The sequence below is a fragment of the Stenotrophomonas indicatrix genome (assembly GCF_050573115.1).
GTDB classification, from domain to species: domain Bacteria; phylum Pseudomonadota; class Gammaproteobacteria; order Xanthomonadales; family Xanthomonadaceae; genus Stenotrophomonas; species Stenotrophomonas lactitubi_A.
Window position 1 is genome coordinate 981,127 of the sequence record NZ_JBNYZT010000001.1, and the last position, 24,059, is coordinate 1,005,185.

16 protein-coding genes are annotated in these 24,059 nt (G+C 65.9%); 4 read left to right on the forward strand and 12 right to left on the reverse strand.

The window, feature by feature from the left end; genetic code table 11:
- Positions 1-346: 346 nt before the first annotated feature.
- Positions 347-1,321: an RluA family pseudouridine synthase gene (locus ACQ5SA_RS04430; RefSeq protein WP_499312885.1), complete on the reverse strand. Its 975-nt coding sequence runs from the start codon at positions 1,319-1,321 to the stop codon at positions 347-349.
- Positions 1,322-1,727: 406 nt separating this feature from the next.
- Here ACQ5SA_RS04430 and ACQ5SA_RS04435 point away from each other — a divergent pair, with 406 nt between their 5' ends.
- A complete protein-coding gene (locus ACQ5SA_RS04435; protein ID WP_499312886.1) occupies positions 1,728-5,012 on the forward strand; it encodes an Rne/Rng family ribonuclease in 3,285 nt (1,094 codons plus the stop codon).
- 336 nt (positions 5,013-5,348) lie between these two features.
- Here ACQ5SA_RS04435 and ACQ5SA_RS04440 read toward each other — a convergent pair whose 3' ends face one another.
- The 10 genes from ACQ5SA_RS04440 to ACQ5SA_RS04485 form a co-directional block, all read right to left on the reverse strand.
- The gene (locus ACQ5SA_RS04440) at positions 5,349-6,230 is read right to left on the reverse strand and encodes an endonuclease/exonuclease/phosphatase family protein (RefSeq protein WP_499312888.1); all 882 of its coding nucleotides are present in this window, start codon (positions 6,228-6,230) and stop codon (positions 5,349-5,351) included.
- A gap of 2 nt (positions 6,231-6,232) precedes the next feature.
- Entirely contained in the window at positions 6,233-9,400 is a 3,168-nt protein-coding gene (locus ACQ5SA_RS04445) for a discoidin domain-containing protein (protein ID WP_499312889.1), read from the reverse strand.
- Positions 9,397-10,233 carry a carbohydrate ABC transporter permease gene (locus ACQ5SA_RS04450; RefSeq protein ID WP_099821167.1) on the reverse strand — a complete coding sequence of 279 codons (837 nt, stop codon included), beginning with the start codon at positions 10,231-10,233 and terminating at the stop codon, positions 9,397-9,399. The genes ACQ5SA_RS04445 and ACQ5SA_RS04450 overlap by 4 nt, the downstream gene beginning before the upstream one ends.
- The gene (locus ACQ5SA_RS04455) at positions 10,230-11,111 is read right to left on the reverse strand and encodes a carbohydrate ABC transporter permease (RefSeq protein ID WP_089236186.1); all 882 of its coding nucleotides are present in this window, start codon (positions 11,109-11,111) and stop codon (positions 10,230-10,232) included. Before ACQ5SA_RS04455 ends, ACQ5SA_RS04450 begins: the two co-directional genes overlap by 4 nt.
- Positions 11,108-12,388, reverse strand: a complete 1,281-nt coding sequence (locus ACQ5SA_RS04460) for a sugar ABC transporter substrate-binding protein (RefSeq protein ID WP_499313334.1) — start codon at positions 12,386-12,388, stop codon at positions 11,108-11,110. Before ACQ5SA_RS04460 ends, ACQ5SA_RS04455 begins: the two co-directional genes overlap by 4 nt.
- 64 nt (positions 12,389-12,452) lie before the next feature.
- Positions 12,453-14,057, reverse strand: a complete 1,605-nt coding sequence (locus ACQ5SA_RS04465) for a glucoamylase family protein (protein WP_230110915.1) — start codon at positions 14,055-14,057, stop codon at positions 12,453-12,455.
- A 235-nt stretch (positions 14,058-14,292) separates the two neighbouring features.
- On the reverse strand, positions 14,293-17,349 hold the full coding sequence (locus ACQ5SA_RS04470; RefSeq protein WP_230110916.1) for a TonB-dependent receptor: 3,057 nt from the start codon (positions 17,347-17,349) through the stop codon (positions 14,293-14,295).
- A gap of 76 nt (positions 17,350-17,425) precedes the next feature.
- Positions 17,426-18,463, reverse strand: coding sequence for a LacI family DNA-binding transcriptional regulator (locus ACQ5SA_RS04475; RefSeq protein WP_499312891.1), 1,038 nt, complete (start codon positions 18,461-18,463; stop codon positions 17,426-17,428).
- Positions 18,464-18,611: 148 nt separating this feature from the next.
- Positions 18,612-18,887, reverse strand: coding sequence for a BolA family protein (locus ACQ5SA_RS04480; protein WP_499312892.1), 276 nt, complete (start codon positions 18,885-18,887; stop codon positions 18,612-18,614).
- A complete protein-coding gene (locus tag ACQ5SA_RS04485) occupies positions 18,884-19,183 on the reverse strand; it encodes a YciI family protein (protein WP_025876500.1) in 300 nt (99 codons plus the stop codon). The genes ACQ5SA_RS04480 and ACQ5SA_RS04485 overlap by 4 nt, the downstream gene beginning before the upstream one ends.
- A gap of 373 nt (positions 19,184-19,556) precedes the next feature.
- Here ACQ5SA_RS04485 and ACQ5SA_RS04490 point away from each other — a divergent pair, with 373 nt between their 5' ends.
- From ACQ5SA_RS04490 to ACQ5SA_RS04500, 3 genes are read left to right on the forward strand one after another with little or no spacing between them, the layout of a single operon-like run.
- Entirely contained in the window at positions 19,557-20,462 is a 906-nt protein-coding gene (locus ACQ5SA_RS04490; RefSeq protein ID WP_108265428.1) for a segregation and condensation protein A, read from the forward strand.
- 13 nt (positions 20,463-20,475) lie between these two features.
- A complete protein-coding gene (scpB, locus tag ACQ5SA_RS04495) occupies positions 20,476-21,348 on the forward strand; it encodes an SMC-Scp complex subunit ScpB (protein WP_499312894.1) in 873 nt (290 codons plus the stop codon).
- Complete coding sequence (locus tag ACQ5SA_RS04500) at positions 21,341-23,077, forward strand: pseudouridine synthase (protein ID WP_108265426.1); 1,737 nt, start codon at positions 21,341-21,343, stop codon at positions 23,075-23,077. The genes scpB and ACQ5SA_RS04500 overlap by 8 nt, the downstream gene beginning before the upstream one ends.
- 116 nt (positions 23,078-23,193) lie before the next feature.
- Here the strand turns inward: ACQ5SA_RS04500 and ACQ5SA_RS04505 are convergent, their stop codons facing one another.
- The gene (locus ACQ5SA_RS04505) at positions 23,194-23,982 is read right to left on the reverse strand and encodes an AraC family transcriptional regulator (RefSeq protein ID WP_100460585.1); all 789 of its coding nucleotides are present in this window, start codon (positions 23,980-23,982) and stop codon (positions 23,194-23,196) included.
- Positions 23,983-24,059: the final 77 nt, after the last annotated feature.

The window sequence follows — 24,059 nt, forward strand, 5'->3', positions numbered from 1 at the left end:
AGAATGAAAAGCGAAGCCCGCGCTGCGCGCGTGAGTCGAGCATTGCTCAACTCTACAAAGGCTGCGTGCGGCCATGGGTCTACGCTGCGGCTGTCGGGTCCGCCTTGTAGCGAGCCGAGCACCGCAGGTCCGGCGAGGGCGAAGAGGCGCGGGTGTCTGAGCGCAGCGAGTTCCGCGCCGCCCCTCGGCGGAGCGAGGAGCACAGGGTACCGGCGCGCAGCGCCGGCTCGCGGATGGCGGCGTGTTTCTTTGGTTACTTTCTTTGCACGAGCAAAGAAAGTGACAAGCCCACTCATCGCAGGGGAACGACGGCACCGACCAAGCGCCCGGCGCCGCCGAACTGCCGTTAGCGGAGTCTGTCCAGCGCCTCGACCAGCTCATCCGCCAGCGGCGCGTTCAGCACATACGGGCTCTTGCCCGCGTCCAGTGCGAACTCCAGCGACGCCGCATGCAGGAACAGGCGCTTCAGCCCGATCTGCTCACGAAGCCGCTTGTTGACTGCAGGATCGCCGTATTTGTCATCACCGGCCACAGGGTGCCCCAGATGCTGGGCATGCACGCGGATCTGGTGGGTGCGGCCGGTTTCGATGCGCACCTCGCAGTAGGAATGGCCACCCTTGCGCTCCAGCACCCGGAAATGGCTGATGGATTCCTTGCCGATCGCATTGACCTGCACATGACGCTCGCCGCCCTGGCGCAGGCCCACGTGCAACGGCGCATCGACCGTCATCACACCGTCCGGCATGCGCCCGGCAAGCAGGGTCAGGTAGCGCTTGCGGATGCCGGAGCCGTGGTCTTCACGCAGCAGCGCCTGCAGCTCGCTCAGCGCCGAACGCTTCTTGGCCACGATCAGCAGGCCCGAGGTATCGCGATCCAGCCGATGAACCAGCTCCAGGGTCTGCCCGGGGCGCAGGGCGCGCAGGGTCTCGATGGCACCGAAGCTGATGCCGCTGCCGCCATGGCTGGCGACGCCGGTCGGTTTGTTCAGCGCCAGCAGGCGGGCGTCTTCGAAGACGATGGCCTGCTCCAGCCGACGCATGAACGCCTCCGGAGGTCCTGCCTTGTCTCCTTCTTCACTGAGACGGACGGGCGGTATCCGCACTTCGTCGCCGGCCTCCAGCTTGCGCTCGGCCTTGGCGCGGCCGCCATTGACGCGTACCTGCCCGCTGCGGACCAGCTTGTAGACCAGGCTGCGCGGGGCACCCTTGAGCTGGCCGAGCAGGAAATTGTCCAGGCGCTGGCCGGCACGGTCGGCCGGAACGGTGATCATGCGCACGGAAGGCTTGTCGCCGGCCGGCTTGGTAGGGTCTTGTGCAGTCATCAGCCTGTTTATTCTGTTACACTCGGGGGGCGAGATAAGGGATTGATTTCGTTGGAAGTTACTCAGGGCCAGAAGCCCCGCTTCCGACGAATCCGGCACAGTGCGCGACCACCGCCCGCGGGGCGGCCATGTTAGCGGCTCACCGGCGTTCCCGGCCATCGCCGATTGCCTGACACGCAGTCGCGCTGAACATGTCCCGTGCGGCGCTCCAGCCTGGCTGACAGCTGCCTCCGGCCCTGCAACACCCAAAACCAGAAAATTGAAGCGCTCCCGCGGCCTGCCGTGGTGTCGTAGCGCTGGAAACCCAAGCCGCCCTCCCCGCGCTTGCGCGAATGGGCGGCGAGCCGTGTCCAGAGGCGAAACTCCATGGCGTTCCGCGCGGTAGCCGCTTGCGAGGAACGCAACAATGAAGCGAATGCTGATCAACGCCACGCAGGCTGAAGAGCTGCGTGTTGCCATCGTGGATGGCCAGTCGTTGTATGACATCGACATCGAGCAGCCGTCCAAGGAACAGAAGAAGTCCAACATCTACAAGGGCCGGATCTTCCGCATCGAGCCCTCGCTGGAAGCGGCCTTCGTTGAATACGGTGGCGGCCGCCACGGCTTCCTGCCGCTGAAGGAAATCTCCCGCGATTACTTCCAGGCCGGCGTCGACCACAACAAGGCCGGCATCCGCGAGCTGCTGAGGGAAGGCCAGGAAATCGTGGTCCAGGTGGACAAGGAAGAACGTGGCAACAAGGGCGCTGCCCTGACCACGTTCATCTCCCTGGCCGGCCGTTACATGGTGCTGATGCCGAATTCACCCAGCGCCGGCGGTGTTTCCCGTCGCATCGAGGGTGAAGACCGGGCGGCCCTGAAGGACGCCCTGGACAAGCTGAACATCCCCGACGAAATGGGCGTCATCATCCGTACCGCTGGCGTCGGCCGCGATGCGGAAGAGCTGCAGTGGGATCTGGATTACCTGCTGAACGTCTGGCGCGCCATCGCCGAAGCCGCGCTGAGCAAGCCGGCCCCGTTCCTGATCTATCAGGAATCGCGCCTGATCGTGCGCGCCCTGCGTGACTACCTGCGCGCCGACATCGGCGAGATCCTGGTGGACACCGAGGAGATGTACGAGCACGCCAAGGAGTTCATGCAGCAGGTGATGCCGCAGACCCTGCGCAAGCTCAAGCATTACAAGGACGACATCCCGCTGTTCAACCGCTTCCAGATCGAATCGCAGATCGAAGGCGCCTACGAGCGCAACGTGCGCCTGCCGTCGGGCGGCTCGATCGTGGTCGACCAGACCGAAGCGCTGACTGCCGTCGACGTCAACTCCTCGCGCGCCACCAAGGGCAGCGACATCGAGGACACCGCGTTCCAGACCAACCTGGAAGCGGCCGAAGAAGTGGCCCGCCAGCTGCGCCTGCGCGATCTCGGCGGCCTGGTGGTCATCGATTTCATCGACATGGCGTCCAACAAGCACCAGCGTGAGGTCGAGAACCGCTTGGCGCACGCGCTGAAGTACGACCGTGCACGCGTGCAGGTCGGCCGCATCTCGCGCTTCGGCCTGCTGGAAATGAGCCGCCAGCGCCTGCGCCCGAGCCTGGGCGAATCCAGCCAGATCGTCTGCCCGCGTTGCGACGGCCATGGCCGCATGCGCAGCGTCGAGTCGCTGTCGTTGTCGATCATCCGCGTCGCTGAAGAGCATGCGATGAAGGAAAACACCGGGCAGGTGCTGGTACAGGCCCCGGTGGAGATCGCCAATTACCTGCTCAATGAAAAGCGCAGCGCGTTGCGCGAGATCGAACAGCGCCACGAGACGCCGATCGTGATCGTCGCCGACGAGCAGCTGCACACCCCGCATTACACCGTCACCCGCCTGCGCGACAACGAACTGGGCGAGGAAAGCGGTAAGCCGAGCTACCAGCGCGGCACCCCGCGCAAGCTGCCGGTGCACGCACTGACCAAGGGCCAGCTGAACATCCCGCCGCCGATGGTGACCCAGGTCAAGCACAACTCCCCCGCCCCGGTGCGGGAGGAAGTGGAACCGACCGCAGCGCCGGCACCCGCGCCGGTGGCCGCAGTGGCTCCGGCTGCCGCCGCCAGCGGTGGCGTCGTTGGTTGGCTGAAGCGCATTTTTGGTGGCGAGCCCGCTCCTGCACCGGCCCCGGCTCCGACCGCGCGCCAGCAGCAGGATGGCGGCCGCCGTGACCGCAACAAGGATCGCAACAAGGACCGCAAGGACCGCCGCGAAGACAGCCGCGGCAACGGCGGCAATGGCAATGCGCAGCAGCAGAAGGACGGCGGCAACCGCAAGGACCGTGGTGAGCAGCGCAAGGATGGCCGCAACGGCGGCAACGGCGGCAGCCAGGCCAATGGCAATGGCAATGCCCCGCAGCAGCAGCCGCAGCAGCAGGGCAAGCCGAAGGATGCCCAGCAGCAGCCCCAGCAGAACAAGCCGCGCAACGAACAGGGCCAGGGCCAGCAGCAGCCGAAGCTGAAGCAGCCGAGGCAGCCGCGCCCGCAGGACGGTGACAAGCCGGCCGAGAAGCCGCAGCGTGCCGCAGCCGAAGCTCCGGTCGATGTCGTGACCGCAGCCGCCGCCGTGGCTACCACGACCGCAGTTGCGGCCACGGTCGCGGTGCAGGAAGAGAAGGCACCGGCGCCCGCCGTCGTCAACGAAAACGTGATCGACACTGTCGCAGCCGTGGATACCGCCGCTGCGACCGACGTCGAGGTCGTGGTTGCGACCGGAGCTGCCGAAGATGCTGCGACGGATGCCGCAGGCGATCAGGCCGGCGAAGGCGCAACCCGCCGCCGCCGTGGTCGTCGTGGTGGCCGTCGTCGTCGTCGTGGTGGTGCCGAGAACGCCGCAGGCGGTGACGTGCTGGGTGATGACCTGGACGACGGCGATGATGCCGAGGGCGACGACAACGACGGCGATTCCGTCGAGCACAGCGCCCAGGCTTCGGTGGACGCCCCGGTTGCCGCCGCGCACCCGTCGCGTTCGCAGCCGGAATTCGACTTCGATGACGAAGTCGAGCCGGCCGCCGCTGATGCCGGCAGGCCGGCACGTGCACCGGTTGCGGTAGCCGCCGCGGTTGCCCCGGTCGCTGCCGTGAGCAGCGCCGTGGTCGAAGCAGCCGCTCCGGTGGCAACCACGGTGCAGACCCCGGCTCCGGTGGAAGTCGTCGCCAAGGTCGAACCGACCCCGTCGCCGGTGCAGACCAGCATGCTGGATGCCATCGATGCAGCGACGCCGGTACAGCCGGCGCCTGAAGCGGCGCCGGTGATCGAGGTGAAGCCGCCGGTGGTCGAGACCGCTGCCGTGATCGAAGCAGTCCCGGTCGCTGAATCGACCGTGGTGGCCGAAGCCGCTGCGGTCACTGAACCGACTGCGGTGGTCGCAGCCGCTCCGGTGGCCGAGCCGAAGCCGGTCGTGGCCGACGTTGCGCCGGTGGTGGAAGCTGCTCCGGTAGTCGAACCGAAGGCCGCGGTTGAAGCCGCACCGGTCGTCGAGCAGCCGGTAACCCCGGTGGCTGTCGAAGCCGCACCGGTGGAAGCCGCTGCACCGGTGGCCGATCCGGTCGTGCCGGCATCGGTCGACCCGATTGCCGATGGCCATGCCGACGCTGCCGCACAGGCTGCCGACGCGCAGGCTTCGGAAGAAGACGAAGAAGCCGCCAAGCGCACACCGCCAGCGAACTGATCGTTCTTTGATCGCGTAAGACGAAACGGCGGGGATCGATGATCCCCGCCGTTTTTTTGTGCGTCTGGCGCCCATTGTCCCCTGCTAACAAGAGGGCACGCTCTGGTAGAGGTCAACCTGGGTTGACGGCGTTGGTTTCATGCACGCGGCAGCGCCTGTGCCAACCAAGGTTGGCATCTACCAGGGCACGAGCGGTGCGTTGAAATCGTCGTCGTTGATTGGCCGCACGCCGCCGCCCTCGGGCACCGCTTCGGTGCAAACCGGGGTTGGCGGCGTTGGTTTCATGCACGCGGCGGCACGTGTGCCCACCAAGGTTGGCATCTACCAACGCGTGCGTCAGTTCGCCGGGGCGAACTGTAGCCGGGTCCATACCCCGTAGTGATCCGACGCCCAACGGCCGCCGTCATCCGGCTGGTCGAACAGGATCTTCGCTTCGCGCGCGACCATCTGGTCCTGCTGGAAGAAGATGTGGTCGATCCGCGACGGCGCCTGGTAGTAATGACGGTTGAGCGTACTGACACCGGCCAGGTCAGTGTTGACGTGCACGCTGCCGTAGCTGTCGCCGTAGTGACTGCGCAGCTCGCTCAGATCGCCGGCATCGACCAGCGCATTGAAGTCGCCGGCAATCACCACCGGCGCACCCGCAGAACTGCCGGCAATGAAACGCAGCAGATCTTCGACCTGGCTGCGGCGGATGCGCTGGCCGGTGTCGTCACTGCGCTCGTTGAGGTGGGTGGCATAGACATTGACCGGCTTGCCGTCCACGTCGATGCGCAGATGGGCCACGGTGCGGTAGTCATCCAGCGGCAGCAGCAGGTGCTCGCCACGGGCCAGGATCGGGCGCCGGGTCAGCAGCGCATTGCCATACCGCTTGGGCGCTCCCACCGGATCGGTGGACACGAACACGTAGCGGTAACCAAGCTGGCTGGCCAACCACTGCGCCTGGTTGCGCACGTTGCGCTTCTGGATCACTTCCTGCAGCGCGATGGCATCGGGCTGCAGGCGCTTGAGCTCGGCCACGATCGTGCGACGGCGGCTGGGCCAATCCTCCCGGTCATGGTGCAGGTTGAACGTCACCATGCTCATGCCGGGTTCGCTGATCGTTGCCGTGTCGGCCGCGGCGACCGGCACAGCAGCGGGCGCCAGCCCGGGCAGGGCCAGCGCGATCGCCAGCCCCAACGCGCCGAGACGGCGGCGGATTCTGATCGGTTGACGCATGGTTACTGCCCTTTGCGTTCGGCGCGGCGCACCGCGCTCGGCACATCGATCTCGACCCGTGCCGGCAACTGGTGCACATGCAGCTCGTTGTTGATCCATTCCACCGCCTCGCCGTTGACCGTCGCCTGGCCCGGCTCACCCGCATACGGCCATGGCAGCACCACGCCGCCGGCCGGCGGTACCAGGCCGGGCTGCACGTCCAGCACCAGCTGCTTGTCGCTGCGCTGCAGGCGATAGTTGAGCTGCCCCTGCGGGGTGCGCAGTCCCTGCACGGCGATGCCGTTGCCCTGGAGCCACGACACCGGGATACCCGCGGCAAGCACCAGCGCCTCGTCTGCGTCACGGTTGTAGCCGAACATGTCCAGCGCCGAACGGACGAAGTCCGATGCGACCCACGCATGCGGCAGGTCGCCTACGAAGAACGGCTTGCGCGGCGTACGCGAGACCACCTCGGCCCACTGGTTCCAGGCCTGCGGGGCACGATCCTTGAAGAAGAACTCGGTGGCCTGCCAGGCGCGATCGCGCCACCCCAGGCGCACGAACGCGGCGACGTTGCGCCATTCGTACGGCGTGTAGTCCTTCCATTCGCGCTTGCCATCGCGGCGCGCGACGAATTCATTCCAGTAGCGCTGGAAGGTCGCGTCCAGCGCCTCCTGCGGCAACCGCCCCTGCTCGCCACCCGGTGCCAACGCGATCGTGGTGGAGGTAGCGTCGAAATCACCCAGCTCGGCCGAGCCCGGCAGGTAGTCGATGCGATGCTGCTGCATGGCCGCCAACAACGAGGCCTGCAGGTCATCACGGAACTGGTCGCGCGATTCGCTGATCTGCATCGCTTCGACCTTGCCCAGCTGCGCCGCCAGTTGCGCGGCGTCCTTGTAACCACGCAGCGCCCAGAAGTTGTCCCAATACGAGTGCATCGGCTTGGCCGAGTAACCCTCGTGGCTGATCGAGGCCGGCATCATCCCGTAGAAGGCCGGATTGCGTGCGCGGTTCTCTTCGGTGCGCTCGCTGCCGCGCAGTTGTTCCATGTAACTGTAGGCGCCGAGCACATGTGGCCACATCTGCTCGAGGAAGGCGGTGTCGCCGGTGTAACGTCCGTACTCGGCGATGTTGTAGATCAGCTCGCCGTGGCTGTCGTTCTCCGGCACCGGATCACTGCCACGCGCATCGACGCAGCACGGCACCTTGCCGTTTTCAAACTGGTAAGGCGCATACCAGGTCACGTAGTCGCGCACGGCATCGCTGCGGCCCATCCGCAGCAGGCCTTCGGAGATCATCGCGCCATCGCGGATCCAGCTGCGTGCATAGGAGCGCGTGCCCGGCTGCAGGCGCGGGCCGACACGCGAGATCAGCATGTGCGCCACTGCGGTGCGCAGGGTTTCCACCAGCGGCTGGCCGGCAGCCGGCACCTGCAGGGTCACTGCACCCAGCTTGTCGCGCCACATTGCCGCGACCTGCTGCTGCGCCTTGCCCACGTCCAGCGCCTGCGGGGCCCAGCTGCCCGTCTGTGGCAGCACGATCGCGACCTCGCGGCTCTGCCCGGGTTCGAGCTTGATCGTGTACAGCAGCGCACCGGACGCCATGCCGGTCGGGTCCTTCACTGCGGTGGTGCCGGGCAGCTTGCCGTTGGCCAGGTGCATCGCATCCAGCTTGCCGTCGAAGCTGCTGGCAAAGCGCCCATCTGGTACCTGCAGGGGATACAGCCGTGGTTCGCCATTGATGCGCACCAGCTGCTCGCCCACGTCCAGGCTGTCGATGCGGCTGAAGCCGCCCACCGTGTTGAGGAACTGGGTGGGCGGATTGACCTGCCACGGGCGGATCGCCAGTGCCAGGGTGTACTCGTGCGCGACCTTGTCCGGGTTGCTCAACCGGTAGCGCCCGATCAGCTGCGCGCGTTCGGGCGTGCCCTGCACGAAGCTGGTCACCGACAGGCCGGCCTTCTCGTGCACCCAGTCGACCGTGGCGATCGGCAGGTAGCGATCCTGCAGCGACTGGGTGATGGCAACGTCGGCCCAATCCAGCAGCTTGCCGTCGAGGCGGATGAACGGCTCGATGCTGAAGCTGCCCTTGGCCGGCTCCAGTGCGCCGTCCTCACTGATCAACGCCTGTTCCTGGCCACCGTCCAGGCCAAGCAGGGTCCAGTACGGCTGCTCGCCAACGTAGGCACGCGGCAAGCTGCCACGCGGCAGGTCGGCCGCCACCGATGACAGGAAGGCATTGGGGGTCGCGGCGAACGCGAGCGGCTTCAGGGTGATGTCACGGATGCCGTAGCGCCAGTTCGGCCCACCCTGCAGGTCGAAACGCACATAGCGCGCATCGGTGTCGGGCAGTGCCAGCCAGTCGCGGCCTCCGGCACCGGCGGTCACTTCGCGCACGGTACGCCAGTCACGACCGTCCTCGGAGGTGCGCACCGTGTAACGATTCGCTTCCAGGCTGGGCAGCCAGTCGATCACCGCACCACCGATCTCGCGGCTCTTGTGCAGGTCCAGACTGATGGTCTGCTGCTTGACCCCGCCACTGATCCAGAAGGTATCGGACTTGCCGTCGATCATCCGGTCCTGCAGCGCGGTTGCGGTATCGGCGATCACCGAGGGCCGCAGCGCCGAATCATCCTGCGCGGGCAGGCCCTGCAGGGTCAGCTTGTCGAAGCACACGGTGCCACGACCACCGACCTTGCTGTAGATCGTGAATTCCATCGACGCACTGCGCGTCATGTCCTTCTCTGGCGATGGCCCCCACGCCTTGTCGATCTGCCGGCGGCGGTACTCCACCGGCGTCCACGCCTTGGGGAAGGCATAGCCGGGGCGGTTGACCCACCACACGTTGTCGCCGCTGGCGTCGATCAGCTTGAACTGCAGATCATTGGCCGGTGAATCACCACGCAGCTGGAAGCCGAAGCGGTAATTGGCCGGGTACTCGATGTTCAGCGGGCGACGGATGCCGACATAGCCGGAGACCTCATGGAAGTCGTAGTCCAGGCACAGCGCGCGGCCACCGCCGGCACCACTGACCGGCCGCAGCGAGCCGCTGACCTGGTCGGACAACGCCAGCTTCCATGCGCTGATGTCGTCGAAATCATCCAGCACCTTCGGCGCGGGCAGCGCCGGTGGTGCGGCGATCGCCAGGGAAGACCACAACAGGCCCAGTCCAACGGCGATCGCACGCTTCATCCCTTCACGCTCCCCAGCAACAATCCTTGGATGTAGTACCGCTGCAGCACCAGGAACAGCGCCAGCACCGGAACCACGGTGACCACTGCGCCGGCCATCATCATTTCCACGTCCATGATGTGTTCGCGCGAGAGGGTGGCCAGCGCCACTGGCAAAGTGTAGTGCTCCTGGTCGGTCAACACGATCAGAGGCCACATGAAATCGTTCCAGGCGCCCATGAAGGTGAAGATCGCCAGCGTCACCAGCACCGGCTTCAGCATCGGCAGCACGATCTGGAAGAAGATCCGCAGCTCCCCTGCCCCGTCGATGCGCGCCGCTTCCAGCAGCTCATCGGGAATCGAGCGGGCGTACTGACGCACCAGGAAGATGCCGAACACGCTGGCCAGCGCCGGCACGATCACGCCGCCGAAACTGTTGACCAGGCCCAGCTGCTTCATCAGCAGGAACAGCGGCAGCATCGCCACCTGTGCCGGGATCACCAGCGCCGCCATCAGCACCTGGAACAGGCGCTCACGACCGGCGAAGTTGAGCTTGGCGAAGGCGTAGCCGGCCATCGTGTTGAGCAGCAGCGAGCCAAGGGTGATCGCCAGCGACACCAGCAGGCTGTTGGCGAAGTTGCCGCCCATGCCGGTACGCGCGAACAGCTCCGTGTAGTTGTGCGTGGTGATGCTGGACGGCAGCAGTGGCGGCGGGAAATGAGTCGCCTCACCCTGCGGCATGAACGAGACCGACAGCATCCACAGCAACGGTGCCAGGCTGACCAGCGCCAGCACCAGCAGCGCGCCGTTGATCATCCACGGGTGCCAGCGTGACTGGCCGATTTCACGACTCATACCAACTGCCTCTTGCGGCCAAAGCGCAGCATCACGGTGGTCACCGCCAGGATGATCAGGAACAGCAGGAACGCCACAGCCGAAGCGCGTCCCAGGTTCCACCACTTGAAGCCTTCCTCGAACATGAAATACAGCACGCTGACGGTGCTCTGCAGTGGGTCGCCGCGGGTCATCACGTAAGGCTCTGCGAACAGCTGGAAGTAGCCCGAGACAGTGATCACCCCGACCACCAGCAGCACCGGGCCGAGCATCGGCAGGGTGATGTGCAGGAACTGCTTCCAGCGCGAGGCGCCATCGATGCGCGCGGCCTCGTACAGATCATGCGGGATCGCCTGCAGACCGGCCAGGAAGATCACCATGTTGTAGCCGAAGTTCTTCCACACCGCGAACAGCATGATGGTCGGCATGGCCCAGTTGGGGTCGCCCAGCCAGTCGATCGGGCTGATGCCCAGGTGGCCCAGGCCGTAGTTCACCAGCCCGTAGCTGGTGTGGAACAGGTAGCGCCAGATCACCGCCACTGCCACCAGCGTGGTCACCACGGGGGCGAACAGCGCCGTGCGGAACAGCGCCTTGAAGCGTGCGGCCGGGGCGTTGAGCAGCATCGCCGCGCCCAGTGACACGCCGATCGACAATGGCACGCCGATCACCACGAAGTACGTGGTGTTCCACAGCGACTTCCAGAACATCGGTGTCTGCAGCAGGTCGATGTAGTTGCCAAGACCCACGAAGCGCAGGTTGCTGCTGTCAGCCAGTGCATACAGGTCGAAGTCGGTCACGCTCAGCGCCAGCGCCGAGGCCACCGGCAGGCCAAAGAACACACCGAGCACGATCAGCGAGGGGCCGGCGAAGATCCAGCCGGCAAGGGAAGAACGTTTCATTGCGGGCTCCCGGCCGCTACTGCACTGGTCGAACCCGGGGCGGGTGCGCTGCGCTGCAGGCGTTGTTGTTCATGCATCCAGCGACGCTTGGCCAGCACCTTGTCCACGCGCTGGTCCAGTTCGGCCACGGCCTTGTCCTGCGGCAGGCCACCGCGCACCACCTGTTCGGTGACGATGCGCATTTCCTGCACGATGCGCTCCCATTCGAGCACCTTCGGGGTCGGCTTGACCCGCTCCAGCTGGTCGCGGAACGCGGCGGCAAGCGGATCGTTGGCCAGCGACGGCGCGTTCCACGTGCTGCGGCGCGGCGGCAGGTCGCCGATGATCGCGTGGAAGCGCGCCTGGATCTCCGGCCGCGACAGGAACTCGATCAGCTTCCAGGACGCCTCCTTCTGCTGCGACTTGCGGAAGATCACCAGGCTGGTGCCGCCGGCGATGCCCGCGCCCGGACCATCCGGACCCGGCAGCGCGGCGGTGCCCCACTGCCCTTCCAGTTCCTTCGGCTGCAGCTTCTTGAACTCGCGGATGTTCCAGGGGCCGGAGATATAGAACACGTTGAAGCCGCGGAAGAATTCATCCCAGACGTTGGAGATCTGCGTCTCGGACATCTTCGGCGCCCAGCCCTGCTCGAACATGTTGGCGTAGAACCCCAGCGTGCGGCGGAAACCCGGGCTGGAGAAATTGCCACGGGTATCCTCGTCGCGCAGCAGCGGGTCCGGCTGCTGCAGCGCCAGCGACAGCTGCTGCTCGAACTCGTTGATCGGCATCAGCACCGCATAGCGGTTCGGGCCCTGCATGCGCTTGATCGCGGCCATCTGCTCGTTCCATTCCGCCCAGGTACGCGGCGGGTGGTCGAAACCGGCCTTGGCCAGCAGATCCTTGCGGTAATAGATCAGGCGGGTATCGACGTACCACGGCACACCGACCAGCTCGCCATGGATCACGTTGGTATCCCAGATGCCCTGGAAGTAGTCCTTCGGATCGACCACGGTCGAGCGCTGCACGAACGGCTGCAGCGGCGTCAGCGCGTTGAGTTCAGCGAATTCGGGCACCCAGGTGTTGCCGAGCTGGCACACGTCGGGCAGACCATCGGCAGCGAATGCGGTCAGCAGCTTCTCGTGCGCGGCCGTCCACGGGATGTTCTGCACATCGACCTTGATGCCGGGGTTCTCCGCTTCGAATTCGTGGATCAGCTCGCTGACCACTTCGGCCTCTCGGCCCATCGCCCAGAAACGCACGGTGGTGGTGCCCTGCTCCTGGCGGGCACAGCCGGCCATGACCAGCGCGGCCAGTGCAGGCAATGCCCAGCGTCGCAGGCGGTGTTTCCAGTCGTGCACCTTGTTACTTCCCTTGGCCGGTGTTGCGGTTGGCATTGTTTTTCTGTTCCTGCGCGGCGGCCGCACGTGATTCGGCGATACCGACCGCACGTGCCGCCGCGGCCTTCTCATCCTTCTGCAGCTCCAGCGGCTGGAAGGAACCTTCCGGCGCCAGCCAGCCACCACTGAAGCCCGCCCGTTCCAGGCCTTTGCGGATGTACGGGTTCTTCTTCATCACATCCCAGACGAAGTCGTTGCGGTAATTGGCGATCATGGTCAGGATCGGGCCCTGATCGATGGCGATGTAGTCGCTGGCGACCCAGCCACGATCAGGCACCACGCGTCCGGTCTTGATCGGGATGTCGTAGTTGAAGCTGGGATTGAACGAATCCAGGAAGCCATAGCTGGAGTAGATGTAGTCGCCGTAGCGCTTGTGCATCTCCAGCGTGGCCGGGATCACTTCCTCGGGGGCGAACACGACCGAGGAGATCGCGGCGGTTGGCGCGATCGTGCCGTCATCGAAATTCTCGCGCAGGCCTGCGCCGCGCGAAGAGTAATGGCGGAACTGGCGCTGCTCGCCGCGGTATTCCTGCGTGGTGTTCTGCGGACCATCACTGGCGGTCAGGCCCCACACGTTCTCGCCGTACTCCTTCCAGTTCATCGGATTGGCGATGGCGTACTCACGCTGGGCCAGCGCGGCCGAACGGCTGTTGAGGAAGTAGGTGCTGCCACGCTCGCGCATGTAGGCATCCTGGATGTCGCGGAAATCGATCCAGACGTGGCTGTACTGGTGGCCGAACAGCGGGCCGAAGGACAGGTATTCCTGGCCCTGGTAGACGCCCCAGTCGTTATCGTAGGTCCGCGTCCACACCGTCCACGCGTCCGGACTGACCGGATGACTGGGCGAACCCAGGGCGAGGATGTAGACCATCATCGCCTCGTTGTAGCCCATCCAGTCATGGTCGATGAAGCCGTTCTCGGGGAACCAGCCCATCGAGATCAGCGGCGCACGCTGCTGCAGCCACGGCCAGTCGACCTGCTTGTACAGGGTGTCGGCGATCTGCCGGATTTCCTTTTCGCGAGGATCGTCGCCGTCGTAGTACGACTGGGCGAACAGCACGCCCATCATCAGCAGCGCGGTGTCCACCGAGGACAGCTCAACCCAGCTGTCGTAGCGGCGGCCCTGCTGCATGTCCAGGAAGTGGTAGTAGAAACCCTTGTAACCGGCCTTGCCGGTGCGCTGCGGGCCCATCGGCACGTCGCGGAAGAACTTCAGGGTGGTCAGGGTGCGGTCGATCGCCTGGTTGCGGCTGACCCAGCCATTCTCGATGCCGATCGGATACGCGGTCAGGGCGAAGCCGACCGAGGCGATGCTGGCAAACGGCCGCGACGGATAACGGTCCGGGGTGAGGCCGTTGATCTCGTTGGTGGTATCCCAGAAGAACTGGAAGGTGCGGCGCTCGAGGTCATCGAACAGCGGCGGCAGCTCGGGCTTCATCGGCCGTGGCGGTACGTCCGCCTCGATCAGGATCACCGGCGGGCGCGGCTTGGCAGGCTCCTGCTGGGCCGGTTTGCAGGCGGCGATGGCCAGGGTCATCGCAGCGGCGGTCATCAGGTGGCGTGCCTGCATGGCGCGGTTCCTCCGGTGGGCTGATCGATGAAAGAGCATAACGTCCAATGACCTGAAATCGTTTACAAAGTGCGGCCTTAAAAAACCACGTAAACGTGGTCGATGACACCGCGGTCATTGCCCACGCCATTGCCCCCTGCCTGGCAATGGCGTGGGCAATGGACCGGCCCGGGGGCCGGCCATTGCCGGTGCCGCCGGCGAACCGGCGGCACCATGTTGCATCAACTGCCTGTGATCAGAAGCGGAAGCCCACTTCGGCCTTGACCTGACGCGGCGTACCAATGATCTCGCCGGTCTCGTTGTAGCTGGCCTGCAGCTTGCCGTTGGTCTTGACGTAGTTGTAGGTGGAGAAGTTGTCGAAGTTGAACACGTTGATGATGTCGATACGCGCGTACAGCTCGGTATCGCCCGGCATCTTGAACGTCTTCGTCGCCTGCAGATCGACCGAACGGTAGCCGAAGATCTTGCCACCCAGCAGGAACTTGCCATTGGCGTTGGGCACAGCCGCCTGCGGTGTCGGCAGGTTGTAGCCACTGGCCTGCGGCACCGGGTACCAGTCGTTGACGGCGGTCGGGGTGGCCAGGGTGATCTTGCCGCCGAAGGTGATGCCCCAGAAGCCCGCGTACGAACCGGTGACCACCAGACGGTGGCGCGGCGCGCCGTTGGAACGGATGGTCGGGTAATCGCCGATCAGGCCGCGGTCAAAGGCGTACTTCTCGTTGATGTCGCGGTTGTGGCGCGCGGTCGTCCAGGTGTAGGCGATCGAGGTGCCCCAGCCGCTTTCCTGGGTGAACGGCTTCTGCGCCGACAGCAGGATCTGGGTAGCGCGGGTCTTGATGCCCTGCTGGCCGATGATCAGGCTGCCGAAGCCCGGCACGTTGCAGCTCCAGGCCTGGCTCAGGCCCGGGTCGGTGCCGCCGCACAGGCGCGGGTCATCGAAGAACTGGCCGGTCGGGTAGCGGTTGCCCAGGGTGAAGGCGAAGCCGTCGTAGCTCAGCGTGCGGGCGATGGTGGCGTCGGTCAGCCAGTCGCCGATCTGGTTGCTCATGCCCAGGCTGAACTGATCCGAGTACGGAGCCTTCAGCTTGTTGTTCAGCAGATCGACTTCCAGGCCCGCATTGCTGGTCGAACCGACCAGCGACTGCAGGTTGCCGATACCGTTGAGCAGGTTCGGGTTCCAGTCATAGCAGGCGGCCTGGCCGTTGATGCAGGTGCCGGTGGCCGGGTTGCGGAAGTAGATGGTCGGCTGCGGCAGGGCCAGCTTGGTGGTTTCCAGCTGCAGGTTGTCGAACAGGTCGCGGTCGTAGGAACGGCCGGCACCACCGTGAATCACGTGCTGCTCGTCGGCGTTGATGTCATACGAGAAGCCCAGGCGCGGCTGCCAGGCATCCTTGAACGCCTTGCGGTTGTGGCCGTTGCTGATGTAGTCGCTGATGTCCAGACCGCCCAGCGCCAGCGAATCGGCGTAGGTCTGGCCGGCGGGGCCGCGCGGGTCCTGCGAGTAGATCGCGTCGACCACCTGCTGCGGGGTCACGAAGTCCAGGTAGGACGGGGTCTTCTCGTAATCCCAACGCAGACCGATGTTCAGCTGCAGGTGGTCGTTGACCTGCCAGTCATCCTGGATGAACACGCCGTACTGCTTGGACTTCGAACGCACTTCGCCGGACACGCCCGACACGCCGGTCACCGGCTTGACGAACTGCGCCTTGTACGGAATGGAATCCGGGAAGTCCGGATCGCCCAGGCTGTAGGTGAAGGTCGGGTTGATCTGCGCCGCATCGGATGCGTACAGGTCGATCTGCTTGTACTTCACGCCCATCTTGATGGTGTGGTCGCCGGCCCACTGGATGCCGTCCAGGGTCAGGTTGTCTTCGATCGACCAGCCCTTCTGGCCCTTCACCTGCGAATCCAGTGCCGATGCACCACCGATCTTCACCACGGTGCGGTCTTCGGTGCCGTCCGGCGCGGTGTAGGTGATGCCGTTGGCCAGGGTCAGCGGCGTCGGGTTGTTGAACGAATCTTCATGGGTGACCATCATTTCGTTGTAGTAACGCTCGCCGCTGTGGTTCCAGCGCAGGGCGTAACGACGGTCGGTGTTGACCACTTCACGGCCGGCTTCCGGCGCGGTCTGGCCACTGAACTGCGACTGGGTTTCGTCGCGGTCCTGGAAGGTCAGCTCGATGCGGTCGTTGTCGGTCGGCTCGAAGTCGATCTTGCCGAAGATCAGATCCTGCTGGAACGGCTGGCTGGCCGGGCCAAGGCCGGCGGCGCCTACGGCCGGCAGCAGGCCGGCAGCACCGGTGACCGCGCCGTCCGGCGCGATGGTGACCGGCAGGTCGAAGCGCTTGGCTTCATAGGTCACGAAGAAGTGCGCCTTGTCCTGGATGATCGGGCCACCCAGCGCGAAGCCGTATTCCTTCTCGGCCGAGACCATCTTGTCCTTGCCGCCCTGACGCTCGGCCGGGGTCTTGGCGCGCATGTCCTCGTCGGTGTAGCGGTAGAACGCCTCACCCTTGAATTCATTGGTACCGGACTTGGTGGCAGCGGTCACTGCAGCGCTCGACACCTGGCCGTACTCGGCCTTGTAGTTGCCGCTGATGACCTTGTATTCGCCGATGGCCAGCTGCGGGAACGGGTTGCCGGCGCTGCCGGACTGACCGGCCACGCCGCCGCCCTTGACGTAGCTCTTCTGGCCCACGCCGTCGATGTAGACGTTGGTACCGTCGGCATTGGTGGCGCCGCCGCGCAGCGAGGTGTTGCCCTTGGCATCACGGGTGAAGATCAGGCCCGGCACCGCGTCGGCGAACTCCAGGAAGTTGCGCGACACCTGCGGGGTGGTCTGGATCTGCTGCAGGCTGACGGTCTTGCCGACTTCGGAGGTACGCACTTCCTGCAACAGGGTCGGCGCAACAACGTTGACGGTGTCCAGGTTGGTGGCGGCGGTCGTCCCGGTGCCACCGGCGGCAGCGCCAGCGAAGTTGAGCGTCGAGGTCGAGGCGACGGTGACGGTGACCTTCTGGGTCTGGCCATTGGCAACAACGTTGTAGGTGCCCGGGTCCAGGCCCATCAGCGAGTAGCTGCCGTCGGCGCGCACGGTGCCGCGACGCACGGTGCCGGTGGCGACGTTGGTGGCGGTGACTTCAGCACCGGCCTGCGCGCCGGACACCTGGCCACGCAGGCTGGCGTTGGCCGACTGCGCCATGACGTTGGGAGCAGCGGCCAGCATCAGGCAGCTGACCAGGGCGGTGCTCAGCAGCCGGCGCGCCGGCGTGCGGATCGTGGAATGCATCATCAACTCAATCTCCGGGTGGCGGTGACCGCTTGCGCGGCACCTGCGATCAATCAAAAAAGAAGGAACGCCTCTGGCTTCAATGGCCGGATGGCGGAGTGGTGGAATCGCGAACAATAAGGCTCGGGACCAGGGTCTGTTTGTCCCCTGTCCCTTCCGTGGAGGTGCCGTCCATCAACTGCAACAAGCGCGACATCGCCCGATCGCCCAGTTCGGCGATGCTGACCTGCATGGTGGTCAGCGACGGGTGGACGAAACGCGCAAGCGGAATGTCATCGAAACCGGCCAGAGCGACATCGGATGGCACATGGACACCTGCCTGCGCGAAGGCATACAGGCAGCCGAGGGCCATCATGTCGTTGGCGGCGAATACGGCATCGGGCAGCGTGCCGGCTGCCAGCAACTCCTGACCGGCGCGATGGCCGGAAGCTTCGTCGAAATCACCGGGCAACTCGATCCCCTCCGCGCCACCACCAAAAGCCGCCAGCGCATCACGGAAGCCGCGCAGGCGCTCACGCGCGTCGAAGTTGAGGTCCGGGCCAGAAATGAATGCAATGCGCCGATGGCCTACGTCGAGCAGGTGGCGGGTCATCGCCATCGCCCCTGCATGGTCATCGATGCTCAACACCGGATGGTCCTGCCCAGGCAGGTAGGTGTTGATGAGTACCGTCGGCAACGCCTGCGGCAGGTTGTCGGTCAGGAACCCCGGGCTCTCCGCATAGGGCGAGAGCACCAGCAGACCGTCGACCCGGCCGCGCATGGCACGCAGGGCAGCACCCTGCTGCTCCTGGTCGCCGTGATAGCTCGACACCAGCAGGTGCTGGCGCCGGCTGCGGGCGACGTTGTCGATGCCGCGCATCAGTTCGGAGAAGAATTCGCCGTACAGGTCTGGAAGCACCACGCCCACCGTATTGGTGCGGCGGCTGCTCAGGCTGCGGGCGGCGGCATGCGGGGTGTAACGCAGCCGTGCGGCCACCTCCAGCACAAGCTGGCGGACCGGTTCGGCGACATTTTCATGCCCGTTGAGCGCGCGCGAAACGGTGGCCACAGAGACCTTGGCTTCACGGGCGACGTCTTTGATTGTTATGGCTGCTTTGTTCACGAAGCCGCCCTCCACGGCTTGGATCTACCAGCAATGGCGCGGAATGTAAGCGTTTCCATCTGCGCTTGTAAACAGTCCGTTAGGCGAATGTCCCTAAACAGACACAGAAATCTGTCCTTGACAGGCCCATGGTGGACCCGCCAGGACAGCTCGGGACAGGCGCTCAGCCCTGTTCTGACGGGGTGTGTGCGCGGATGGACAACGCGTGGATGTCGGTTTCCATCAGCGTGCCCAAGGCCGCGTAGACGGCGCGATGACGGGCCAGCGGTGCCATTCCCGCGAAGCGTTCGCTGACCACGTGCACGTTGAAATGGCCGCGACCATCGCGTGCTCCGGCGTGGCCTGCATGGCGATGGCTGTCGTCTTCGACCTCAAGCATGCTGGGGGCCAGCGCTTGTTGCAGCGCATCACGAATCTGCTCGATCCGTTTCCCGTTCACGGCAGCACCTTGCGGAACGGACGCACCTGCACCCGCACGTAGACGCCTGCGGCGACATAGGGATCGGCATCGGCCCAGGCCTGGGCCTGCTGCAACGAATCGAAGCCGGCTATCACCACTGAGCCACTGAACCCTGCCGGGCCGGGGTCTTCGCTATCGATCGCCGGACACGGGCCCGCCAGCAGCAGGCGGCCTTCATCGCGCAACGCGGTCAGCCGCGCCAGGTGCTCGGGCCGCGCCTGCAGCCGCTGGGCCAGTACATCCTGGCCGTCATATCCTTCAATCACATACCACACCGGCATTTCCTCGCTTGCGTTGCTGGTGAACCGATTCTAGCCAATCCAGCCCCCTGCCCGGCCTCGGCTGGACACTGGCGCAGCAAAGGCTTACCCTAGGGACCATTGCACGTGGCTGGATGCAGCAGCCCGTCGGTTTTTGCGGCCAACGCAGCCCCCGACGACCGACCCGCTGCTTCGAACCGGTCCACCCGACCGGGCCCCGTAGACGACCTCCCCGTAGTCCTGTCGCTGCCGTGTCCTGCGGAGCGTCCTGTTGTTTGATGTGTGGAACCGCGCCGAGACAGGCGCGCCTGGTGTCCTGGCGGTCCGTGGCAGTTGCCCGGTGTGCCAGCTACCGCGACTGGTCCGTTGCAATCCTGATCTCCATTAGATGACTTCCGAACTCGCGCTTGACGCGAACACGCCAACCCGGCCGCCCGCCCCCCAGCAGCAGGAAATGCCGCTGGCCGTGGTGCATGGGCAACCGGTCCTGCAGATTCCGCAGGACCTGTACATCCCGCCGGATGCGCTGGAAGTCATCCTGGATGCTTTCGAAGGCCCGCTGGACCTGTTGCTGTACCTGATCCGCCGGCAGAACCTGGACGTGCTGGACATCCCCGTGGCCGAGATCACCCGGCAGTACGTGGAATACATCACCGTGATGCGCGAGCTGCGCTTCGAGCTTGCCGCCGAGTACCTGGTGATGGCGGCGATCCTGGCGGAAGTGAAGTCGCGCATGCTGCTGCCCCGCCCCCCCAGCGTGGAGGGCGAGGAAGCCGATCCGCGTGCGGAGCTGGTGCGACGGCTGCAGGAGTACGAACGTTTCAAGCAGGCTGCCGAGGACATCGACGCCCTGCCCCGGCAGGACCGTGACACCAGCGTGGCGCATGCCTTCATGCCCGAGCGCGCCGCAGTGAAGCTGCCGCCGCCGGTGGACCTGAAGGAAATGCTGATGGCCCTGCACGACGTGCTCAAGCGCGCCGAGCTGTTCACCGGCCACGCGATCAAGCGCGAGGCGCTGAGTGTCCGGCAGCGCATGGGCGAAGTGCTGGGGCGACTTGAAGACGGCAAGTTCTATCGTTTTGAAAACCTGTTCACCGCCGAAGAGGGCAAGCTGGGCGTGCTGGTCACGTTCCTGGCCGTGCTGGAACTGGCCAAGGAACAGCTGCTGGACCTCGTGCAGGAAGAACCGCTGGCGCCGATCTACGTAAAGTCCCTGGCCGCCGGCAATACCAATGCCCCGCTGCAGTTCAGCAGCGAATTCGACGACAACGACGCCGCCAATGAAAACGAGTGAGCGCTGACTGCCGATGGATCAAACGCTGATCAACCGCATTGTCGAAGGTGCGCTGCTGGCCTCCAGCCAGCCGCTCACCCTGGCCCAGCTGAAGGACCTGTTCCCGGAAGATGAGCCGGCACCGCCGGGCAGCATCGAACGTGCGCTGGAACGGCTGCGCGAGAGCTGCCAGGACCGTGGCGTGGAACTGGTGGAGGTGGCCTCCGGCTTCCGCTACCAGGTGACCGCCGAAGTGCATGGCTGGATCAGCCGGCTGTGGACCGAACGCAAGACCCGCTATACCCGCGCCACCCTGGAAACGCTGGCACTGATCGCCTACCGGCAACCGATCACCCGCGGCGAGATCGAGCAGGTGCGCGGCGTGGCGGTCAGCAGTAACATCATCCAGGCACTGGAAGAGCGCGAGTGGATCCGCGTGGTCGGCCACCGTGACGTGCCCGGCAAGCCCGCGCTGTTCGGCACCACCAAGGGCTTCCTGGACTACTTCGGGCTGAAACGCCTGGACGAACTGCCGCCCCTTTCCGAGCTGAAGGACCTGGGCGACCTGGAACCGCAGCTCGCGCTGGATCGCGACGCCCCCCTCGCCGCCAGCGCCGACGGCCCGGACGTGAGCGCCGACCCGGACGCCGCTGCAAATGACGACACCAGCACCACCGCTGGCGACACCCCCGATTCTGCCGACGCACTTCCTGCGGCGGCCGACGATGAGCAAGCACCTTCGCCCTCCGATGATGGGCACCCCGATTCCGCGCCGGGCGAGCGCGCGGTGACAGTGAACGAACGCGAAGACAACGCCGTCGCGAAGACGACCGTGGCTGTTGACCAAGCCGATTCCGAACCAGAGGCCGACCTCGAAACCGTCGGCCGGAGCAAAACTGATGAGTGACACCCCCCGCAAGCCCTCGTTGAACAAGCTTTCGCTCAAGCGCGAAGCCACGTCCGAACAGTTCAAGCTGGAAGAACGCCTGCACAAGGTCCTGGCCCAGGCCGGCCTCGGCTCGCGTCGTGCGCTGGAACAGCGCATTGCCGAAGGCCTGGTCAAGGTCAATGGTGAAGTCGCGCAGACCGGCATGTCGGTCAAGAGCGGCGACAAGATCGAGCTCGACGGTCGCGGCTTCGTCGCCACCGCGCTGGCCGAACCCTCGCGCGTGCTGGTCTACAACAAGCCGGAAGGCGAAGTGACCACCCGCGAAGACCCCGAAGGTCGCCCGACCGTGTTCGAATCCCTGCCGGCGCTGAAGGGCGCCCGCTGGATCGCCGTCGGCCGCCTCGACATCAACACCACCGGCCTGCTGCTGGCGACCACCGACGGTGAGCTGGCCAACGCCATGATGCACCCCTCGTTCGAGGTCGAGCGCGAGTACGTGGTACGCGTGCGCGCCCCGGAAGGCGAGGACAAGGTGCCTGATGCCGTCGTCGACCGCCTCACCCGTGGCGTCGCGCTGGAAGATGGTCCGGCCAAGTTCGATGAGATCGAACGCATCGGCGGCACCGATTCGCACGACTGGTTCCGCGTCGTGGTGAAGGAAGGCCGCAATCGCGAAGTGCGCCGCCTGTGGGAATCGCAGGGCTGCCAGGTCAGCCGCCTCAAGCGCACCCGCTACGGCAAGGTCAGCCTGCCGCGCGAACTGGCTCGCGGCCAGTCGGTCGAACTGCCGGGCAGCCAGGTCGAAGCGCTGCGCGCCGAACTGAAGCTGGAAGAAGGCGCACCGTCGGCCCTGACCCTGCAGCCGGTGATCGGCCAGCGTCGCGCCGCCAAGACCACCGTGCGCGTGCGTGAGGGTGGCCGCGGCAATGCCTACGTCAACGGTCACAGCACCGCCGATGAAGGGCGTGAACTGCGTCGCTTCGACAATGTGCGCGAAGACCGCGGCCGCGGTCGCGGCGGCAAGGGTGGCGGCGGCTTCAAGGGCGGTCTGACGGTCAGCGGTGAAGCCGCAGCCAAGCAGTCGCAGCGCCCGTTCAAGCAGCGCGCGCCGAAGAACGACCGCTCGCTGCCGGAAGGCAACCCGGCCGCATTCCGTACATGGTACGTGCCTGATGGCGTCAGCACCGGCCCGAGCGGCCACCGCAACGCGGGTCCGGGCGCACGTGGCCCGGGTGCCCGTGGTCCGGGCGCAGGTGCAGGTGCAGGCGGCCAGGGCCGTCCGTACGGCAAGCCGAAGGGCCCAGGCGCAGGCGCCGGTGGCGGCCAGGGTCGCGGCGGCTACGGCGGTGAAGGTCGTGGTGGCTACGGTGGTGAAGGACGCGGTGGCGCCGGTGGCGCCGGCGGCCAGGGTCGTCCGGCCGGTGCGGGCAACCGCTCGCAGGGCCAGGGCAACAAGCACCCGTACGGCCATCCGGGCAATGCCCCGAGCTTCCCCTCCGACCACGCCAACCCGGGCTTCAGTCCGTACGGCACCTCGCGTCCGGCCGGCAACGGTCGTCCGGGTGGCAATGCAAATGCACGTCCGGGCGGCAACCGTGGTCCGGGCGGCCCCGGTGGCAATCGTGGCCCGGGTGGTCCCGGTGGCAACCGTGGTCCCGGCGGCCCGGGTGGCAACCGCGGCCCGGGTGGCCCCGGCGGCAACCGTGGCCCGGGTGGCCCGCGTCGCAGCGGCCCGCGCGGCAGCTGAGCGCTGAAGCAACCGACATGAAGAACCCCGGCTCCGGCCGGGGTTTTTCTTTAAACAGGGGACGGCGGGGATCAAGTCGTTTTTGCCAGACTGTGTGTCGAACGGGCGAAAGCGACTTAATCCCCTCCGTCCCCTTTTGCATGGCGCTGGAAGGCGGCGGGTGTGGTGCCAGCCATGCTGCGGAAGAAGGCAATGAACGGGCTCTCTGCCGAGAAGCCGGTGTCCTGCGCGACATGTGCGACGCGATGGCCAAGCAGCAGCAGTTCCATCGCCCGCATCAGGCGCCATTGCTGGCGCCAGGCCTGGTAGCCCATGCCGGTATCGCGCTGCATCAGTCGGCCCACGGTACGCACGCTCAATCCCGTGCGTGCGGCCAGCTCCCCCAGTTCGGGCGGCAGGTGTTCGGCCAGCGGCAGGCAACGTGCGATCCGTGGATCGTGCGGCAATGGCAGGTCCATCGGCGCTACCGGTGCGGCGGCGATCTCCAGCAAGCACAGCGCGAGCTGATGGTGCGCACGTGGCGCCTGCCAGTCGTGATCGAACGGTGCCTGCGCGATCGGCTCCAGCAGCGCCTGCAGCAAGGGCCCCACCCCGATGATTGCCGGCTGCTGCGGCAGCTGTGCCGACAGCGTGGTATCGAAGTACAGCGAGCGGTAGTCCACCGCCTGGCGCATCTGCGCCCGATGGCGCAGGCCGCCAGGGATCCATGCCGCGCGCGACGGCGGCAGCAGACTGATGCGGTCACCAAACGTCAGCCGCGTGCAGCCCTGTCGCGTGTACAGCAGCTGCGCACGTGCGTGCTGATGCCAGCCCGAATCGTGATCGGCCAGCGACGACGCAATGCCCAACACCGGCGCGTCCCAGGCGTCGGCATCGAAGTGCGCATCCGGCTGCAGCCAAGCCATGTCCGATTTCCTATATTTTCTGTCAGAACCGACATATTGCGCCAACGCGCCGGCCATCACAATGCGCGGCCCCGATT

Bases quoted from the DNA above. Each gene is read 5' to 3' on its own strand.
- ACQ5SA_RS04430 (WP_499312885.1), bottom strand. From the start codon at position 1,321: ATGACTGCACAAGACCCTACCAAGCCGGCCGGCGACAAGCCTTCCGTG.
- ACQ5SA_RS04435 (WP_499312886.1), top strand. From the start codon at position 1,728: ATGAAGCGAATGCTGATCAACGCCACGCAGGCTGAAGAGCTGCGTGTT.
- ACQ5SA_RS04440 (WP_499312888.1), bottom strand. From the start codon at position 6,230: ATGCGTCAACCGATCAGAATCCGCCGCCGTCTCGGCGCGTTGGGGCTG.
- ACQ5SA_RS04445 (WP_499312889.1), bottom strand. From the start codon at position 9,400: ATGAAGCGTGCGATCGCCGTTGGACTGGGCCTGTTGTGGTCTTCCCTG.
- ACQ5SA_RS04450 (WP_099821167.1), bottom strand. From the start codon at position 10,233: ATGAGTCGTGAAATCGGCCAGTCACGCTGGCACCCGTGGATGATCAAC.
- ACQ5SA_RS04455 (WP_089236186.1), bottom strand. From the start codon at position 11,111: ATGAAACGTTCTTCCCTTGCCGGCTGGATCTTCGCCGGCCCCTCGCTG.
- ACQ5SA_RS04460 (WP_499313334.1), bottom strand. From the start codon at position 12,388: ATGGCCGGCTGTGCCCGCCAGGAGCAGGGCACCACCACCGTGCGTTTC.
- ACQ5SA_RS04465 (WP_230110915.1), bottom strand. From the start codon at position 14,057: ATGCAGGCACGCCACCTGATGACCGCCGCTGCGATGACCCTGGCCATC.
- ACQ5SA_RS04470 (WP_230110916.1), bottom strand. From the start codon at position 17,349: ATGATGCATTCCACGATCCGCACGCCGGCGCGCCGGCTGCTGAGCACC.
- ACQ5SA_RS04490 (WP_108265428.1), top strand. From the start codon at position 19,557: ATGACTTCCGAACTCGCGCTTGACGCGAACACGCCAACCCGGCCGCCC.
- scpB (WP_499312894.1), top strand. From the start codon at position 20,476: ATGGATCAAACGCTGATCAACCGCATTGTCGAAGGTGCGCTGCTGGCC.
- ACQ5SA_RS04500 (WP_108265426.1), top strand. From the start codon at position 21,341: ATGAGTGACACCCCCCGCAAGCCCTCGTTGAACAAGCTTTCGCTCAAG.
- ACQ5SA_RS04505 (WP_100460585.1), bottom strand. From the start codon at position 23,982: ATGGCTTGGCTGCAGCCGGATGCGCACTTCGATGCCGACGCCTGGGAC.